The sequence below is a fragment of the Nocardiopsis quinghaiensis genome, assembly GCF_008638365.1.
Lineage (GTDB): Bacteria > Actinomycetota > Actinomycetes > Streptosporangiales > Streptosporangiaceae > Nocardiopsis > Nocardiopsis quinghaiensis.
Genome location: NZ_ML703338.1, coordinates 200,451 through 218,262 on the forward strand (window position 1 = coordinate 200,451; position 17,812 = coordinate 218,262).

Annotated in this window: 13 protein-coding genes; 6 read left to right on the plus strand and 7 right to left on the minus strand. The window is 71.0% G+C overall.

Annotated features, from left to right (window positions below; translation table 11 throughout):
* Nucleotides 1-108: 108 nt before the first annotated feature.
* Both FYX01_RS02165 and FYX01_RS02170 read right to left on the minus strand, forming a co-directional pair.
* Nucleotides 109-1,917: a phosphoenolpyruvate carboxykinase (GTP) gene (locus FYX01_RS02165; protein ID WP_150237019.1), complete on the minus strand. Its 1,809-nt coding sequence runs from the start codon at nt 1,915-1,917 to the stop codon at nt 109-111.
* A 388-nt stretch (nt 1,918-2,305) separates the two neighbouring features.
* Nucleotides 2,306-3,217 (minus strand): universal stress protein, encoded by a 912-nt coding sequence (locus tag FYX01_RS02170; protein ID WP_150237021.1) that lies wholly within the window; start codon nt 3,215-3,217, stop codon nt 2,306-2,308.
* 220 nt (nt 3,218-3,437) lie between these two features.
* Between FYX01_RS02170 and FYX01_RS02175 the strand changes: the two genes are divergently transcribed.
* The gene (locus tag FYX01_RS02175; protein ID WP_150236939.1) at nt 3,438-4,154 is read left to right on the plus strand and encodes a DUF998 domain-containing protein; all 717 of its coding nucleotides are present in this window, start codon (nt 3,438-3,440) and stop codon (nt 4,152-4,154) included.
* On the opposite strand, the gene FYX01_RS02180 is transcribed toward FYX01_RS02175, so the two are convergent.
* Together FYX01_RS02180 and coaA are read right to left on the minus strand one after the other, a co-directional pair.
* Nucleotides 4,144-6,342: a HelD family protein gene (locus FYX01_RS02180; protein WP_150236941.1), complete on the minus strand. Its 2,199-nt coding sequence runs from the start codon at nt 6,340-6,342 to the stop codon at nt 4,144-4,146. The two genes, FYX01_RS02175 and FYX01_RS02180, sit on opposite strands and share 11 nt — an antisense overlap.
* Nucleotides 6,343-6,574: 232 nt before the next feature.
* Nucleotides 6,575-7,480 (minus strand): type I pantothenate kinase, encoded by a 906-nt coding sequence (coaA, locus tag FYX01_RS02185; RefSeq protein ID WP_223830272.1) that lies wholly within the window; start codon nt 7,478-7,480, stop codon nt 6,575-6,577.
* Between the two features lie 331 nt (nt 7,481-7,811).
* Between coaA and glmS the strand changes: the two genes are divergently transcribed.
* Complete coding sequence (glmS, locus tag FYX01_RS02190; RefSeq protein WP_150236944.1) at nt 7,812-9,659, plus strand: glutamine--fructose-6-phosphate transaminase (isomerizing); 1,848 nt, start codon at nt 7,812-7,814, stop codon at nt 9,657-9,659.
* 75 nt (nt 9,660-9,734) lie between these two features.
* Here the strand turns inward: glmS and FYX01_RS02195 are convergent, their stop codons facing one another.
* Both FYX01_RS02195 and FYX01_RS02200 read right to left on the minus strand, forming a co-directional pair.
* Complete coding sequence (locus tag FYX01_RS02195; RefSeq protein ID WP_150236946.1) at nt 9,735-10,103, minus strand: STAS domain-containing protein; 369 nt, start codon at nt 10,101-10,103, stop codon at nt 9,735-9,737.
* A 150-nt stretch (nt 10,104-10,253) separates the two neighbouring features.
* Complete coding sequence (locus tag FYX01_RS02200) at nt 10,254-10,805, minus strand: ATP-binding protein (RefSeq protein ID WP_150236948.1); 552 nt, start codon at nt 10,803-10,805, stop codon at nt 10,254-10,256.
* A gap of 297 nt (nt 10,806-11,102) precedes the next feature.
* Between FYX01_RS02200 and FYX01_RS02205 the strand changes: the two genes are divergently transcribed.
* Together FYX01_RS02205 and FYX01_RS02210 are read left to right on the plus strand one after the other, a co-directional pair.
* Complete coding sequence (locus FYX01_RS02205) at nt 11,103-12,011, plus strand: helix-turn-helix domain-containing protein (protein ID WP_190394146.1); 909 nt, start codon at nt 11,103-11,105, stop codon at nt 12,009-12,011.
* 513 nt (nt 12,012-12,524) lie between these two features.
* A complete protein-coding gene (locus FYX01_RS02210; protein ID WP_077692097.1) occupies nt 12,525-12,761 on the plus strand; it encodes a DUF397 domain-containing protein in 237 nt (78 codons plus the stop codon).
* Nucleotides 12,762-13,065: 304 nt separating this feature from the next.
* Here the strand turns inward: FYX01_RS02210 and FYX01_RS02215 are convergent, their stop codons facing one another.
* Nucleotides 13,066-14,307, minus strand: a complete 1,242-nt coding sequence (locus FYX01_RS02215) for a KamA family radical SAM protein (RefSeq protein WP_223830273.1) — start codon at nt 14,305-14,307, stop codon at nt 13,066-13,068.
* Between the two features lie 514 nt (nt 14,308-14,821).
* Between FYX01_RS02215 and plsX the strand changes: the two genes are divergently transcribed.
* Both plsX and argS read left to right on the plus strand, forming a co-directional pair.
* Nucleotides 14,822-15,928: a phosphate acyltransferase PlsX gene (plsX, locus tag FYX01_RS02220; protein ID WP_150236951.1), complete on the plus strand. Its 1,107-nt coding sequence runs from the start codon at nt 14,822-14,824 to the stop codon at nt 15,926-15,928.
* 99 nt (nt 15,929-16,027) lie between these two features.
* On the plus strand, nt 16,028-17,773 hold the full coding sequence (argS, locus tag FYX01_RS02225; RefSeq protein WP_150236954.1) for an arginine--tRNA ligase: 1,746 nt from the start codon (nt 16,028-16,030) through the stop codon (nt 17,771-17,773).
* Nucleotides 17,774-17,812 lie beyond the last annotated feature (39 nt).

Consider the following 17,812-nt stretch of genomic DNA (forward strand, 5'->3'; position numbering starts at 1 on the left):
TTGGCCCCGCGGGGGGTCCCCCCCCCCCCCGGGGGGGGGGGGGGCCCCGGGGGCCCCCGCGCCCCGGGGGGCCGGCCCCGCACGGAAGGGGCCGGCCGGGAGGGTGCGTTACCGGCCCAGCCGGTCCAGGAGGGCGTGGTACTCGTCCCAGAGCTCGCCGGGCAGGTGGTCGCCGAAGGTCTTGAAGAACTCGGGGACCAGGGCGGCCTCCTGCTTCCAGACGTCGGTGTCCACGTCCAGGACGAACTCCATGTCCTCGTCGGAGACGTCCAGGCCCTCGGTGTCGATGGCGTCGGCGGTCGGCACGTAGCCGATCGGGGTCTCGGCAGCGGTGGCCTCCCCCTCCAGGCGCTCGACGATCCACTTGATGACGCGGCTGTTCTCGCCGAAGCCGGGCCACACGATACGGCCGTCGGCGTCCTTCTTGAACCAGTTGACGTAGAAGATCCGGGGCAGCCTGGACTCGTCGGCCCCCCGGCCCAGCTTCACCCAGTGCGCGAAGTAGTCGCCCATGTGGTAGCCGCAGAACGGCAGCATGGCGAAGGGGTCGCGGCGCAGCTCGCCGACGGAGCCCTCGGCGGCGGCGGTCTTCTCCGAGGAGACGTTGGCGCCCAGGTAGACGCCGTGCTGCCAGCTGAAGGACTCGGTGACCAGCGGCACGGCGGAGGCGCGGCGACCGCCGAACAGGATGGCCGAGATGGGCACGCCCGCCGGGTCCTCCCAGTCGTCGGCGATGGTCGGCGCCTGGCCCGCCGGGGTGGTGAAGCGGGAGTTCGGGTGCGCCGCGGGCTCACCGGACTCCGGGGTCCAGGGGCGGCCCTTCCAGTCGGTGAGGTTGGCGGGCGGCTCCTCGGTCAGGCCCTCCCACCACACGTCACCGTCGTCGGTCAGGGCGACGTTGGTGAAGATGCTGTTGCCCCACAGGGTCTTCACGGCGTTGGCGTTGGTCTTCTCGCCGGTGCCCGGTGCGACGCCGAAGAACCCGGCCTCGGGGTTGATGGCGCGCAGCTGCCCCTGGTCGTCGAAGCGCATCCAGGCGATGTCGTCGCCGACGGTCTCGACCCTCCACCCGGGGACGGTCGGCTGGAGCATGGCGAGGTTGGTCTTGCCGCAGGCGCTCGGGAAGGCGGCGGCGACGTAGTGCGGCCGCCCCTCGGGCGGTGTGACCTTGAGGATGAGCATGTGCTCGGCCAGCCAGCCCTCGTCGCGGGCCATCACCGAGGCGATGCGCAGCGCGTAGCACTTCTTGCCGAGCAGGGCGTTGCCGCCGTAGCCGGAACCGTAGGACCAGATCTCACGGGTCTCGGGGAAGTGCGAGATGTACTTGGTGGAGTTGCACGGCCAGGCGACGTCCTGCTGGCCGGGCTCCAGGGGGGCGCCCACGGAGTGGACGGCCCTGACGAAGTCCCCCCGCTCCTCGATCAGGCGCAGGGCGGCGGTACCCATGCGGGCCATGATGCGCATGGACACCACGACGTACGGGGAGTCGGTGATCTCGACGCCGAGCTGGGAGATGTCGCCGCCCAGCGGGCCCATGCAGAAGGGCACGACGTACATGGTGCGGCCGCGCATGGCGCCCCGGAAGATCTCGCCGAAGGTGGCGCGCATCTCGTCCGGCGCGATCCAGTTGTTGGTCGGGCCCGCGTCCTGCTCGCGCTCGGAGCAGATGAAGGTGCGGTCCTCGACCCGGGCGACGTCGCTCGGGTCGGACTTGCAGTAGAAGCTGTTGGGGCGCTTGTCCGGGTTCAGGCGGACGAAGGTCCCCTGCTCGACCAGCTGGTCGGTCAGGCGGGTCCACTCCTCGTCCGAACCGTCGCACCACACGGTCTCGTCCGGCTGAGTGAGCTCCGCGACCTCGCGAACCCAGGAGACGAGTCCTTCGTGATCGGTCGGTACGGTGCCCACTTCGATACCCACGGCAGTCACAGCGGCTCCTTTACAAGGTCGAGATCTCTCGCATCATGGACGACAACACCCCATGGTGACCAATTGGTATAGGCCAATGGTCTATAGGTGTGACACGGGACGAGCGGATTCCGCCGCACAGCAGGGGATCCGAGTGGTCTACCACCGGGTAGGCGAGCGCACGTCCAGGGAGCACTCCGGTACTGTTCGGAGCCGATTCCCCCGGTCACCGGGGCACACCGCCGACAGCGCACGACACACCGTGCTGTTCGTCACACCAGGGATTCCGGCCGCGGTGGACGCACTAGACCTGTGCCCGCGTCCGAGGACCGTGTGGGCGGATCCGCCCACGTGACCGGGCTCGGAGCCGCCCAGCGGGGCGCGGGGGAGCCGTGACCGGTCAGCGCAGTATCGCGACGGGGCCCTTGGCTCCGTGCAGCACGGAGTGGCTCACCGAGCCGAGCAGCAGTCCTCGGAACCCCCCGCGGCCGCGTGAGCCGACCACGATGAGATCGGCGGGTGTGGCCTCCTCCAGCAGGGCGACCACCGGATGCGCGCGCACCACACGGGTGCGCACGGTGACCCCGGGATGGCTCAGGCGCGGCCCGGCCAGTTCGTCCTCCATCGCCTGCCGGGCCGCCTCGGCGGCGGTCTCGTCGTCGAACAGCTCCGGGGGGATGGGACCGGTCGCGGCGGCGAAGGCCACCAGGGGCTGCCAGGCGCTCACGGCGATCAGTTCGGTCTCGGCGAAGTCGGCCTGTGTGAAGGCGAAGTCCACGGCCCGCCTGCTGGGATCGGATCCGTCGATGCCCACGATCACACGGCCCCGGACACCGTGCGCCGACGCGTGCTCGTGGGGCAGCACGACCACCGGGACGGGCGAACGGGCGGCCAGTTCGATCCCGACGGAGCCGACGAAGGCGGCCGCGATCCCGCTCAGCCCGCGCGAGCCGACCACCACGGCGACGGTGCCCTCCGCCGCGGCCTCGGCGAGCAGCGCCTCCACCGGGCGGGCGTAGGACATGCGGGTCTGCACCCGCAGTTCGGGGAAGAGCCGGGACACCCAGTCGCTCGCGTACTCCAGCAGGCGTTCGGCCCCCTGGGTGTCGGCCTCGTCCGGGGGCACTTCCCGGTCGAGGCGCGTGTGCCCGGCGAACACGCCGACGGAGGCCAGCGGCCCGGCGGCCGCGACGATCCGCACCCCGAGTCCGCGCAGAACCGCCTGGTGCGCCGACCACTCCAGCGCGTGACGGCTGGAATCGGTTCCGTCGATTCCCACGATCACCCAGCGCGTCGTGGATGCGCCGTCCATGCGTGCGCCCTTCTCGTCGGTCGTCACCTACCCGTTACCCGCGTCTTCGCCGGTGTCCCCCGATGATGCCGCGTGAACACGCACCCGTGGATAACAGTGCCGCCGCGAGTTGGGTGACGTCCGGGCAGGGAAAGCGTAGGGTCCCGAGACAACGGTGAATTCGACAGCGCCACCGCTGGACCGTCCCGGTGATGGGAACGTCCGCGGAAGAGGGGGCACGATGCCGCACTCCGCACAGTTGCACTGGGACTACCGGGACGGGAAGGTCGCGGCCGTGGCGGCCGCGATCGTGTACAGCCTGTGGGCCGTGGACGTCATCCTGCCGGGGGGCGCGGCCGTCCAGGGCGCCCTCGCCGACCAGGACGCGGGCTTCAGCAGGTTCCTGGAGAGTGCGCACCGCATCGGGGCCGTCCTGGTGATACTCGCCGCCGGCCTGGGACTGTCCCTGGGCGCGAAGGAGACCAGCGCCTGGCTGTCGGTGTCGTGGTGGTCCATGGTCGTGTTCGGCGCGGCGTCACTGGTCGCCACGCTGTTCCCCGGACCGTGCGTGGTCTCCACCGACGTGGTGTGCACCGCGGAGTCGCTGGCGGAGGGGATCCCCGGAGCCACCGCGGCCCAGTCGCTGGTCGCGGCGGTCGCGGTCCTGGCCGCGCTGGTGGCCGTGTCCACCCTGGCGGTGAACCGGTACCGGCGCCACGACCGCCTGTGGGTGCTGTTGGCGGTCCTGGCCGTGCTCCAACTGGCGTCGGCCGTCGCCATGCTGGTCATGGCGGTGCGGACCTACGCGACCGGGGGCGACGGCGAACCGGGGGTCGTGTTCGGCGCCCTGCAGCGCGCGCACCTGGTGACGGTGGCCCTGTGGCTGCTCGCCGCGGGACTGCTGCCCGGCCCGTGGAAGGGGACTCGGGCCGCGCCCCGCACCGGGGTCAGCCACTGACGCGGAGGACCTCCGGCAGGGGCCGCGCGTGGACCACGTGCAGGGTGCTGACGGCACGGGTGAGCACCACGTAGAGCCGGTTGGCGCCGCGCTCCTCGGCCTCGACGATGGCGGCCGGTTCTGCGACCACGACCGCGTCGAACTCCAGGCCCTTGGCGAGGCCGGCTGGCACCGCGACCAGGCGGCCCGCGTCCGGCCCGGTCCCCGCCTCGCCGAGCAGCGGCGTGGGCAGGCCCCCGGCCTCGAGAGCCTCGCGCAGGGCCGGCAGGTCGGTGTCGGCGGCGACGAGCCCCACGGAACCCTCTCCCCCGAGCGCGGTGCGGCAGGCCTCGACCACGGACGCGGCGAGGCCGTCGACGGCGGGGGTGACGCGAAGCGATCCGGACGCACGGCGCACGGAGACCGGCGCGAAGGGATGCCCGGAGCCGGAGGCCCCCGTCGGGGAGAGGTGCCCGACGGGGGCGATGGAGGGCAGGAGGCGTGCGGCGAAGTCGATGATCTGGGCGGGGACCCGGTACCCGCGGTTCAGGACGCTCAGGTGGCCGGTGGGCTTGCCGAGGTGTTCCAGGAGCGTGGACCAGTCGGTGGCGGCCGACGGGCTGGTGCCCTGGGCGATGTCGCCGAGCACGGTGAGCGAACCGGACACGCAGCGGCGGCCGATGGCCCGGCACTGCATGGGGCTCAGGTCCTGGGCCTCGTCCACCACGATGTGGCCGATCCCGGCCGGGCGCCCGATCAGCGCGGCGGCCTCGTCGACGAGCGCGAGGTCCTCCTCCGACCAGCGGGCCGACTTCGGGCCGCGGGGTCTGCCGGGCAGCAGGACGGCGGCCTGCTCCTCGGGGGACAGCAGCCCCTCGGCGGCGCGTGCGAGCCGCTCGGGATCGGTGAGCAGGCCGAGGACGAGCTTGAGCGGATCGGTCCTGGGCCACATGGCGGTGACCGCCGACCGCACGGCCGGGTCACGGCGCACCTGCTCGTGGGTGCGGTCGTCGCACACCTCCCCCCGGCCCTCCATGAGGGACAGGACGGCGTGGGCGATGCGGTGGGAGAGGAGTTCGCGGCCGGAGCCGTAGGCGACGCCGCGTCCGGCCAGCTCGTCGAGGAGGGGGCGCAGGTCCTCGGGGTACAGGCGCCAGCGGCGCGACCCGCGGCGGACCACGACCGCCTCCTCGGGTGCCCGCAGGTGCGACCACAGGTCGCGGCGCAGCACCTCGGCCATGCGGGCCCGGCCCTTGGTCCGCGCGGTGGAGGGCTCCTCCGTGCGGCGCACCCACCCGGCGGCGGGGCGGGCGCGTTCGGGCAGCCCGGCGGTGAGCATCTCGGTGACGGTGGTCTGCCGGACGTCGACCTCGCCGAGGGCGGGCAGGACGTCGCGGATGTAGGAGAGGAAGGAGCGGTTGGGGCCCACGATCGCCACGCCGGAGCGGGCGAGGCGTTCACGCTCGGTGTAGAGGAGGAAGGCGATGCGGTGCAGGCCGACGGCGGTCTTGCCGGTACCGGGCGCGCCCTGCACGCACAGGGTGGTGCTGAGCGGGGCGCGCACGAGGTCGTCCTGTTCGGGCTGGATGGTGGCGACGATGTCGCGCATGGGCCCGGTGCGGGGGCGCTCGATCTCGGCGCTGAGGAGTGCGCCGGCGCGCTGGTCGGCCTCGGCGGGGGTGACGGTGAGCGGCTCGTCCTCGAAGGCGGTGAGCACCACCTCGGGATCGGCGTACGGACCGTGGTCGAGGGTGGTGAAGCCGTAGCGGCGGCGCTTGCGCACGCCCATCCGGTCGCTGGGCGAGGCCCGGTAGTAGGCGACGCAGACGGGCGCGCGCCAGTCCAGGACCATGGGGCGTCCGTCGGTGTCGTGGACGTGGCGGCGGCCGATGCGCACCCGGTCCGGTTCGGCGCCGGGAGCGGGACCGCCGGGGCCGCCGTCCAGGAAGACGGTTCCGGGCTCGAAGTCGAGGCGGCCGAAGAACAGCGGGGCGCCGGGGACGTCGGCCAGGGCGGCGAGGCGGCGTTCGCGGCCGCGGCGCAGGGCGGCGTTGGTGACCTTGTCGCTGACGGCGTCGCCCAGGACGAGTTCGCTGCCCTCGACGTCCTCGCGCATCCTGCGCAGGGCGTCGCGGGCGGCGGCGAGGTGGTCGCGTTCGGTCTGGAGCTCGGGGCTCACGGGCACGGCTGCGGGATCGGTCGTGGACATCGGGCGACCTCGGAGGGGCTCGGCGGGACGGTGGCGTGTGTGCGCGGGTCCCGCCCCGGTCGCCACGAGGGCCCGGTTCGTTCCGATCCTTGGAGCGCACGGCACCCGCGAAAGGGGTGCGGCCGAAAGGAGGGATCACCTTATCCCGCGGTGTGGCCCCCATCAAACCGCGCGGTGGCCGTGCGCCGCCGCCGGGCGGGACGGGCCCGGGAGGAAGCGCCTGAGGGCACCGTCAGGTCTTGCGCAGCCGGACCCGGCGCACACGGTGGTCGTCGCCCTTGTACAGGACCAGCGTGGCGCGGCCCCGGGTGGGACGGATGTTCTCCACGAGGTTGACCTCGTTGATGGTGCTCCAGGTGTTGGCGGCGAACTCCAGGGCCTCCTCCTCGCCGATGCTGGTGGCCATGTGGTGGAAGTAGGAGCGCGGGTCGGAGAAGGCGGTGCGGCGCAGTTCGCGGAAGCGGTCGAGGTACCAGTTGCGGATGTTCTCGACCTTGGCGTCCACGTAGATGGAGAAGTCGAAGAAGTCGGCCACCGCCAGACGCCTGGCGGTGGCGGGCTGGAGGACGTTGATGCCCTCCACGATGAGGATGTCGGGGCGGCGCACGGTCTGCCGCTCGCCCGGCACGATGTCGTAGCTCAGGTGGGAGTAGACGGGGATGTCGATGCGTTCGGCGCCGGCCTTCATCTCCGACACGAAACGCACCAGGGCCCGGCGGTCGTAGCTCTCCGGGAAGCCCTTCCGGCGCATCAGCCCCCGCGACTCCAGGACCGCGTTGGGGTGGAGGAAGTTGTCGGTGCTGACCAGCTCCACGTCGGGGTGGTTGGGCCACTGGGCGAGCAGGGAGCGCAGCAGGCGCGCCGTGGTGGACTTGCCCACCGCGACGCTGCCCGCGACGCCGATGATGAACGGCGACGGGCGGCCCGACTCACCGAGGAAGGCGCGTACCGCGGCGTGCCGCTGCTGGGTGGCGCCCACGTACAGGTTGAGCAGACGCGACAGCGGCAGGTAGATGTCCCGCACGTCCTCCAGGGAGGTGGGGTCGGTGGTGCCGCGGAGCTCGGCGAGGTCCGCCTCGGTCAGGGAAAGGGGCGTGGAGGCCCGGAGCCCGGCCCAGGCCGCCCGGTCCATTTCCACATACGGCGTGGAGAAGCCGTTTTTCGTCGCGTGAGACACGAATGACCACCCTAGAGGAGAGCGTCGACCGCACCGGGCAGCCGGTCCCCAAGTTTCAAGTCAAACCGCCGAACGTGCTTCAAGCCACACATTCGCGACATGCCCGGCCAAAATTTTTACCTCCCGGTCCGGACGGGTGGAATCGGTTCCACTCTGCGCTCCGCCATGCCCCCCACCTGCGCGGTCTACTCCCCATGCACCAAATGGTCTATACCGTTACCTGCGAAAACGATCAGTGGTATGGGGCACTGGTTGGTCGATCCGTCCTCCCCCTTCGCTTACGCTGGCGGCCATGTGTGGAATCGTTGGCTACGTCGGGCCGCAACCGGCGCTTCAGGTCGTCGTGGATGGCCTCGCAAGGTTGGAGTACCGCGGATACGACTCCGCGGGCGTGGCGCTGCTGGACGAGGGCACCCTGCGCACCGAGAAACGGGCGGGCAAGCTCGCGAATCTGCGCCAGGCGCTGGAGAAGCATCCGATCAGCGGGGACGGCGCCGGTATCGGCCACACGCGCTGGGCCACCCACGGCGCCCCGAACGACGTGAACGCCCATCCCCACGTGGACAACAACCGCCGTGTCGCCGTCGTCCACAACGGCATCATCGAGAACTTCGCCGCGCTGCGCCTGGAGTTGGAGGAGCAGGGCTGCAAGTTCCTCTCCGAGACCGACACCGAGGTGGTCGCGCACCTGCTCAGCACCGAGGTGGCCGCGCACGGCGACCTCGTCGCCGCCATGCGCGCGGTGTGCAAGCGCCTGGAGGGCGCGTTCACCCTCGTGGCGACCTCCGTGGACGACTCCGGGCTGGTCGTGGCCGCCCGCCGCAACTCGCCGCTGGTCGTCGGCCGCGGCCAGGGGGAGAACTTCCTGGCCAGCGACGTGGCCGCGTTCATCGCGCACACCCGCGAGGCGGTCGAGCTGGGCCAGGACCAGGTCGTGGAGCTGCGCGCCGACTCCGTCTCCGTCACCGACTACGACGGCAACCCCGTCGAGGTGAACGAGTACCACGTGGACTGGGACGCCTCCGCCGCCGAGAAGGGCGGCTACGACTACTTCATGCTCAAGGAGATCGTCGAGCAGCCGCGCGCGGTGGCCGACACCCTCCTCGGGCGCGTGTCGGCCGACGGCCAGCTCACCCTGGACGAGATGCGCCTGTCCCCCCAGGACCTGCGCTCCGTCGAGAAGATCGTCGTCATCGCCTGCGGCACCTCCTACCACGCGGGCCTGATCGCCAAGTACGCGATCGAGCACTGGTGCCGCATCCCGTGCGAGGTCGAGGTGGCCAGCGAGTTCCGCTACCGGGACCCGATCCTGAACCAGCAGACCCTGGTCATCGCCATCTCCCAGTCCGGCGAGAGCATGGACACCCTGATGGCGGTCCGCTACGCCCGCGAGCAGCGCGCCAGGGTGCTGGCCATCTGCAACGTCAACGGGTCGACCATCCCGCGCGAGTCCGACGGTGTGCTGTACACGCACGCGGGCCCGGAGGTCGGCGTGGCCGCCACCAAGACCTTCCTCACCCAGCTGGCCGCCTGCTATCTGGTCGGCCTGTACCTGGCCCAGGTGCGCGGGCAGAAGTTCGGCGACGAGATCAGCGCCGTGATCGCCCAGCTGGCCACCATGCCCGAGCAGGTGGAGCGGGTCCTGGACACGGTGGAGCCGGTCCGCGAGCTGGCCCGGTCCCTGGCCGACACCGACACCGTGCTGTTCCTGGGCCGCCACGTGGGCTACCCGGTGGCGATGGAGGGCGCGCTCAAGCTCAAGGAGCTGGCGTACATGCACGCCGAGGCGTTCGCCGCCGGTGAGCTCAAGCACGGACCGATCGCGCTGATCGAGGACCAGCTGCCGGTCGTCGTCGTGGTGCCCTCTCCCAAGGGCCGCAGCGTGCTGCACGACAAGATCGTGTCCAACATCCAGGAGGTGCGCGCCCGCGGCGCCCGCACCATCGTGATCGCCGAGGAGGGCGACGAGTCGGTGCGCCCGTACTCGGACGTCCTCATCGAGATCCCGGCGGTGCCGACCCTGCTGCAGCCGATCGTGTCCACGATCCCGATGCAGGTGTTCGCGTGCGAGCTGGCCCTGGCCAAGGGCAACGACGTGGACCAGCCGCGCAACCTGGCCAAGAGCGTCACGGTCGAGTAGCTCCGCGACGGGGGCGTGTCCGGCGGACGGCGCCGGGCGCGCCCCCTCGTGTGTACCGGGACGGGCGTACCCGTGTCAGTGCGCGGCCCCCTGGCCGACCTCTTCGTGGACGGCGACGGCCGCGGCGACGTCGGCGTGGGTCGGCAGGACCTCGATCAGCCCCAGGACGTCGAGTATCCGGGACAGCTGGCGGGGCGGGCAGGCCAGGAGAAGATGGTGCTGGGTCCTCATGGCGGCGCGCAGCGCGCGGACGAGGGCGTTGACGCCGGAGGCGTCGATGAAGTCCACCGCGGACAGGTCGACGACCACGCAGCTGTCCGCCGCCGCGGTCGTGATCCGGGTGAACGCCTCCTCGGCGGTGGCGATGTCGATCTCGCCGTCCAGCTCGACGACGGTGATCCCGTCACAGACGAACTGGTCCTGTTCCGTGTCCAGCACGGCCACGCCTCGCTCCCGGGATCGGGTGTAGGAAACTCTGCTCAGACGCGATCGGTCAAATGCCGACATGCGTTGACAGCCTACTCGTCCCGGAAGACGTATCGATCTCGTTCGTGGCTCCGAGGTGTTCGCTGTGGAACACGCAAGGGGCGCTGGTCAGCCTTCACCGTCGCATATCGCCCAGACAATCTTGCCGCGCCCCGCGACCGGCTCCCAGCCCCATTCCCGGCTGAACGCGGAGACGAGTCCGAGTCCGCGGCCCGACTCGGCGAAATGGTGGGCGTCCACTCTGACCGGCGCTTTCCCGCTGGAATCGGCCACCATGCACACCACGCCCCCCTGCTCGGCCAGGTGGCGCAGCTGGACCACGACACGGCCGTGCCCGAGCCGACCGCTCCCCGGCCGGGTGTGGCGGCAGGCGTTGCCCACGAGTTCGGAGACGATCAGGCGGACGTCCTCCGCCATGTCCGGGATTCCCCAGTCCTCCAGGGTCGCGGCGGCGAACTCACGTGCCTGGCGGACCGACTCCGGGACCGGCCCGAACGCCCTGGCGGCGGCGTCCCGTGTGCGCGCGCTCTCCCCGACGGCCACACGGCCCAGCGGGTCGTCCCACCAGCCGCCCAGGAGGGCGTTGGACGCCTCGGCGAGGGAGGGGCGGCTCCAGGATGTCTCGGAGTCCAGCTCCGAAGACACGAGTTCTGCGTTCATCACGGTCCTCACGAGTGTGATGTCGGGTGACCCTGTCCGCGTCCGCGGGGCCATCGTGGCTTACATCTGTAAGACACAGATGCACGTGCAGATCAACGTCCGGCTTAGACTATAGGAAGAAGCGCCCTTCTTGGTAGATCCCTTGCCAAGAATTCACAGACGGATACCCACGTTTACACCAGCCACCAAGGCATCCTCAGGACGCGCCCCAATCTCCAAACACCCCTGTCCGTAACAAGGGCCGCTCGGTATACTGAGCGGTCGCTCGCGCCAAAGCCGCTATAAGCAGGAGGCCCTGTGGTCGCCGATCACGCCCAGAATCTCCAGGTCACCCAGGATTTCCTGGCCAATTCCAGCGGTGGCCCCACCGTCCTGCGGATTCTCCTGGGAACACAACTCCGACGGCTGCGGCAGGAGAAGAACATCTCCCGGCACGACGCCGGATACGCCATCCGCGCCTCCCACGCCAAGATCAGCCGCATGGAGTTGGGCCAGGTCAGCTTCAAGCGCCGCGACGTGGACGACCTGCTCAAGCTCTACGGCGTGAACGACGCGGAGCAGCGCGAGGCCCTCCTCGGCCTGATCTCCAGCGCCAACGCCCAGGGCTGGTGGCACAAGTACGGCGACGTGCTGCCGAACTGGTTCGGCGTGTACGTGGGCCTGGAGGAGGCCGCGTCGGTCATCCGTACCTTCGAGGTCCAGTTCGTCCCCGGACTGCTCCAGAGCGAGGACTACGCGCGCTCGGTCATCCGCCTGTCCCGGACGGCCACCTCCGAGGAGGACATCGACAGCCGGGTGCAGATGCGCATGCACCGCCAGCGCAGATTCGTCGAGCCGGAGGCGCCCCGCCTGTGGGCGGTCATCGACGAGGCCGTGCTGCACCGCCCCTACGGGGACGCTGAGGTGATGCACGGGCAGATCGAGCACCTCCTGGAGATGGCCGGCCGTCCCAACATCACCGTCCAGATCGCCACCTTCTCGATGGGCGGCCATCCCGCGGCGGGCGGCCCGTTCAGCATCCTGCGCTTCCCCACCCCGGAACTGCCCGACGTGGTCTACCTGGAGCAGCTGAGCAGCGCCCTGTACTTCGACAAGTACGACGACACCCACCGCTACGCGCAGACGATGGACCACCTCGCCACCCAGGCGCCGCCGCCCAGTGCCACGGAGGGTATCCTCCACGACTTCCTGAAGCGTTACTCCTGACCTCCCGCCCACCGCCCTCGACCGACGGCCTCCTCGCCGCCCTCCACCACCGCCGGTTCCCGAGCCCCTGAACGGGGTCCCCGCTTCGGGACCCACCGGCCCCCCACCGCTTCTCCTCCTCCACGCCTGGTCGCTCTCCGCGCCCGGGCGTTCGCTTTGCGCCCACCATCGCGGGTTTCCGCATGGCCACCTCCGGCCACGGCCGTGGAGGATCCTCGCGGACCGAACCGCACGGGTCCCCGCCGCGTTAGGTCTGACATGCGGTTTCGACACCGCATCACCCCCCGTTCTTGCATAGGTACTTACCTCGGTAAGTACGAATGCACGTGCATGGGCTACGCTTTGGCTCGCACCGGGGACGAAACAACCCACCGGGGGACAACAGGCCGCCCATGCCCGGGGGCCGGCTCCCACCGATGGACCCGGTGGTTCGACACGACGGGCGCGGCGGCCTGGACGGCCGCGTGTGGACACACCCCGCTCATGAGTCCCCCGAAGTTCCAGGAGGTTGAGATGTATCCGATCTACAACGGCGTTCCCGCGAGCCGACTGCCGAAGGTCGTCTGGACCAAGAGCAGCTGGAGCAATCCGGACGGGAACTGTGTCGAGGTCGCCACCCTTCCGGACGGGGACATCGCCGTGCGAAACTCACGGGACCCGCAGGGACCGGCGCTCGTCTACACCCCCGCCGAGATCGACGCCTTCGTGCGCGGCGCCAAGACGGGCGACTTCGACGCGCTCCTCAGGTAACCGGACCAGGCGAACCAGCGGAGACCCACCCCAGGCGCCTGCCCCGGGCCTGGCACCCCCCACCTCAGACCATCCCCGAAGCCGTCCCGTCGATGGCCGCCCGTTCCGCCCGGCGGCCTCTCCGTCCACGACGGGACGCGAGCGGAGCCCGGCACCACCTCGGTGCCGGGCTCCGTTCTTGCGGCCCACGGGAACGCCGGGGGCCGGCGCCGACGGCTCCGGCCCCACGTCCGCGCCTCCCGCCCCAGGGACGCTCCAATTCCCCTGGGACGGGAGAGGCCGGCTGACGGGCCGGAGGGCCGCGCTACAGGCGCGTGGGGTCCACCAGTCCGTCGGTGCCACCGGCCGGCGGCACCTCCCACGGAAGGTGGGTGGCGCCCAGCGCGGGCTTGAGGTCGAACAGCCACGCGGCCTTCTCGTCGTACTCGGCGAAGAAGGGCCTGCCGACCAGCTCCGGGTCACGCGCCTGGATGAAGTGCAGGACGAACACCTTCTCGCCCGCCACCTCCGTGACGCCGTCGACGCACACCTTGCCCGGTGTCGCCGACATCGACGGGCCCCGCACCGTGCGGGCCAGGCCGGAGACCTTCTGGTAGGCACCGCGGAAGATGTCGTAGGCCTCGGCGAGCGGCACCGCGAAGTAGTCCTGCGGGCCGGTGTCGCGCTCGACGAACATGTAGTACGGGACCATGCCGTGGCGCACGTGGGTGCGCCACATGCTCTCCCACACGGCCGAGTCGTCGTTGATCGTGCGGATCAGCGGCGCCTGCGTGCGGATGACGGCGCCCGTCCCGCGGACGCGGCGCACCGCCTCCTGCACGAGTTCGGGCCGCATCTCGTTCGGGTGGGAGAAGTGGGCCATGAACGCGAGGTTCTTGCCCGAGGCGACGACCTTCTCGAACAGGCGGAGGGTGTCGTCGGCGTCCGGGTCGGTGACGAAGCGCTGCGGCCAGTAGGCCAGCGCCTTCGTGCCGATGCGGATGGCCTCCAGGTGCTCGATCTCCAACAGCGGCTCGATGTACTTGGAGATCACCCCCTCGCCCATGATCATCGGGTCGCCGCCGGTGAACAGGACGCTGGTGACCTCGGGGTGCGAGCGGACGTACTCGACGAGCTGGTCGATCTCGCTGGAGGCGAACTTCAGGTCCGCGTCACCCACGAACTGGGCCCAGCGGAAGCAGTACGTGCAGTACGCGTGACAGGTCTGCCCCTGCTTGGGGAAGAAGAGCACGGTCTCCTTGTACTTGTGCTGAACGCCGGGGATCGGCTCCTCGTTGCCCGTCTTGGGCACGTTGAGGTCCATCTGCCCCGCGGGGTGCGGGTTCAGGCGGGCCCGGACCTGGTTGGCGGCCTCGTTCAGCTCCTTGCGCGAGGCGCCAGAGCGCAGCAGGTCGGAGATCCTGGACACGTCGTCCTGGGGCAGCATGTCGGCCTGCGGGAAGACCAGGCGGTAGATCGGATCGTCGGGAGCGGCATCCCAGTCGATCAGCTCGTCGACGACGTAGCTGTTGACCCGGAACGGCAGCACATTGGCCACCGCCTGCACCGCGAGCCGCTCGTCGGCGGCGAGACCGGCTCGTGCGGTGAGCTCTTCAAGGTGCTTCGTCGTGTAGGCACGAAACCGACGTCCGGCGGACGGAGACTGTGTCGCGTCTGGCGTAACGCTCACGCCTCTCCTCTCTGCGTGTGGGTGGGGCCGCCCGCGGGGTTGAATCGGGCAGCCCGGATCCGACGGTTCCGGTGTACGGGTGCACTGGTGGGCCGCCGGAAGGGGTTCGGTGTGGTTGTCGCCTGCACCCGGAGCGTGATGAGACCCCAGGCCAGCGAGCGGGTATACCCCGTTTAGGAGCTTTTACCCATCATGCGGGAAGCCCAGGACTGACCTGGACATACGGGAAGTATCCTCGCATGGGCGCACGAACGTGTCTGTCGGCATCGCCTCCGCGTGACCCGGTACCGTGTCACCACACCTCCCGTACGGCTCGGGCCCAGGCGCGCCCGCGCGTACGGAGTCACGGAACGCGCACACGCATCCGCCCACCACACCCGTGAGGGAACAGTTGACTGGTACACCCGAGGTGGAGGCACCCGTCGCGGAGGCGCCCGCCGCACACCGCACGTCCCCTCCGGTCATCGCCGTGGACGCGATGGGCGGGGACAACGCCCCCTCCGAGATCGTGCGCGGCGCCGTGCTCGCCGTCCGCGAACTCGGCCTGTGCGTGCTGCTCGTGGGCCGACGGACCGAGATCGCCGCACTGCTCGCTGAGGAGGGCGCGCTGCGCGACATCCCGGTGGTGCACGCCGAGGACAACCTGGCCATGCACGAGGGCGCGCTGGCGAGCTGGCGGCGGCCCCGCTCCAGTGCGGCCGTCTCCTGCCGCCTGATCCGCCGGGGCGACGCCGACGCCCTGGTCTCGGCCGGGTCCACCGGCGGGATCGTGGCCACCTCCACGGTGCGGCTGCGCACGCAGCCCGGGATACTGCGCCCGGCCCTGGCGGTGACCCTTCCGACCGGTGAGACGCCGACGATCATGGTGGACGCCGGGGCCAACGCCGACGCCAAACCGGAGATGCTGGTGCAGTTCGCTCACCTGGGCTGCGCCTACGCGCAGACGGCGTTCGGGGTACGGCGCCCGAGAGTGGGTGTGCTGACCATCGGTTCGGAGCCGGGCAAGGGCAACAAACTCGTGCGCAGGGCGACGGAGCTGCTGGCGGCCACCGCCGAGGGGTCCCCGGGGATGGACTTCCGGGGCAACATCGAGGGCCACGACCTGCTCGCGCGCAAGGTGGACGTGGTGGTGACCGACGGCCACACGGGGAACGTGGCGCTGAAGTCGGTGGAGGGCACGGCGACGTTCGCGATGGAGGCCGTGCGCCAGGCCCTGACCGCCACCCCGCTCGCCAAGGCGGGCGCGTTCCTCCAGCGCGGCGCCCTCAAGGGGTTGCGCGAGCGGTTGGACAGCGAGACCTACGGAGGCGCCGCGCTGCTGGGGCTCAACGGGACGGTGGTCATCGCGCACGGCGACAGCCGCGCCAAGGGCGTCGCCCGCGCCTGCCAGCTCGCGCACGACCTGGCGGGCGGGCGGATCGGCGACCAGATCCGGCGGCGGGTGCACACCCGTCCGCCGAACTGGCTGCACCGGTTCGCGCAGTCCGAGGAGCGCTGACCCACCGCGACGGCGGCGTGCCCGATGGCATCGGCCCGGCCTCCGCCCCCGTCCCGGAACCGGGCGGGGAAGGCGCCGCCGGTCGGTACGCTGGTGTGCATGGCCGACCCGCAGGAAGTACTCTCGCGACGGGTCCAGTCCGCCCTCGGCGCCGCCTTCGGCCCCGAGTTCGCCGACACCGACCCCGTCATCCGCCCGTCCCAGTTCGCCGACTACCAGGCGAACGCCGCGCTCGCGCTCGCCAAGCGACTGGGCCGAAAGCCGCGTGAGGTGTCCGCGGCGATCATGGAGCGCCTGGACGTGGCCGACGTCTGCCGCGACGTCGAGGTCAGCGGGCCGGGCTTCATCAACCTGACCCTGCGCGAGGACTGGATCGCCGACCAGGCCCGCCGGCTCCTCGACGACCCGCGCCTGGGCGTCCCGGCCCAGGAGAGCCAGAACATCCCGCTGGACTACTCCGCGCCCAACGTGGCCAAGGAGATGCACGTCGGGCACCTGCGCACCACCGTGGTCGGCGACGCGCTCGCGCGCACCCTGGAGTTCCTGGGGCACAACGTCATCCGGCAGAACCACATCGGCGACTGGGGCACCCCCTTCGGCATGCTCATCGAGCACCTGCTGGAGGTGGGCGAGGACTCCCCCGAGACGGACCTGCTCACCACCGACCCCAACGCCTTCTACCAGGCGGCGCGCACCAAGTTCGACGCCTCCGGTCCCGGCCCGGACGAGTTCGCCGCGCGCGCCCGGCGCCGCGTGGTCTCCCTCCAGGGCGGCGACGAGGAGACACTGCGCCTGTGGCGCGAGCTCGTCGACCTGTCGAAGGTCTACTTCAACAAGGTCTACACCAGGCTCGGCGTGACCCTCACCGACGACGACCTCGCCGGGGAGAGCACCTACAACGCCATGCTCGCCGACGTGTGCGACGAGCTGGAGTCCAAGGGCATCGCCGAGGTCAGCGACGGCGCCCTGTGCGTCTTCCTGGAGGGCTTCACCGGCCGTGAGAACAAGCCCGTCCCGCTGATCGTGCGCAAGAGCGACGGCGGCTACGGCTACGCCACCACGGACCTGGCCACCGTCCGCTACCGCGTGGACGACCTCAAGGCCGACCGCATCCTGTACGTGGTCGGCGCCCCGCAGTCCATGCACCTCAAGATGGTGTGGGCCACCGCACGCGAGGCCGGATGGCTGCCGGAGGGCGTCGAGACCACGCACGTGCAGATCGGCAACGTGCTCGGCAACGACGGCAAGATCCTGCGCACCCGCAGCGGCGCCCCGGTACGCCTGATGGCGCTGCTGGACGAGGCGGTCGAGCGGGCCGCGGCGGTCGTCGCGCAGAACCGCCCCGACCTGGACGCCGGAAGCCAGGCGGCGATCGCCCGCCAGGTGGGTATCGGCGCGGTGAAGTACGCCGACCTGTCGGTGGCGCACGACACCGAGTACACGTTCGACTTCGAACGGATGCTGGCCCTGACCGGCAACACCGGCCCCTACCTGCAGTACGCGCAGGCCCGGATCCGCTCCATCTTCCGCAAGGGCGGCCTGGACATGTCCGAGGCCAGGGGCGAGATCAGCGTCTCCGAGGACGCCGAGCGCGGCCTGGCGCTCAAGCTGCTGGAGTTCGGCGTCGTGGTGGCGCAGGTCGGCGACCTGCTCCAGCCGCACCGGCTGTCCACGTACCTGTTCGAGCTGGCGCAGTCCCTGACGGCCTTCTACGAGCACTGCCCGGTGCTGACCGCCGGGACACGGGCAGAGCGCGAGTCGCGCCTGGCGCTGGTCTCGGTGGCGTTCCGGGTCCTGGTCCGGGGCCTGGACCTGCTGGGCGTGGAGGCTCCCGAGCACATGTAGCCGCAGAACGGGAGTACGGCACGTTCACCGGAGGCCGGG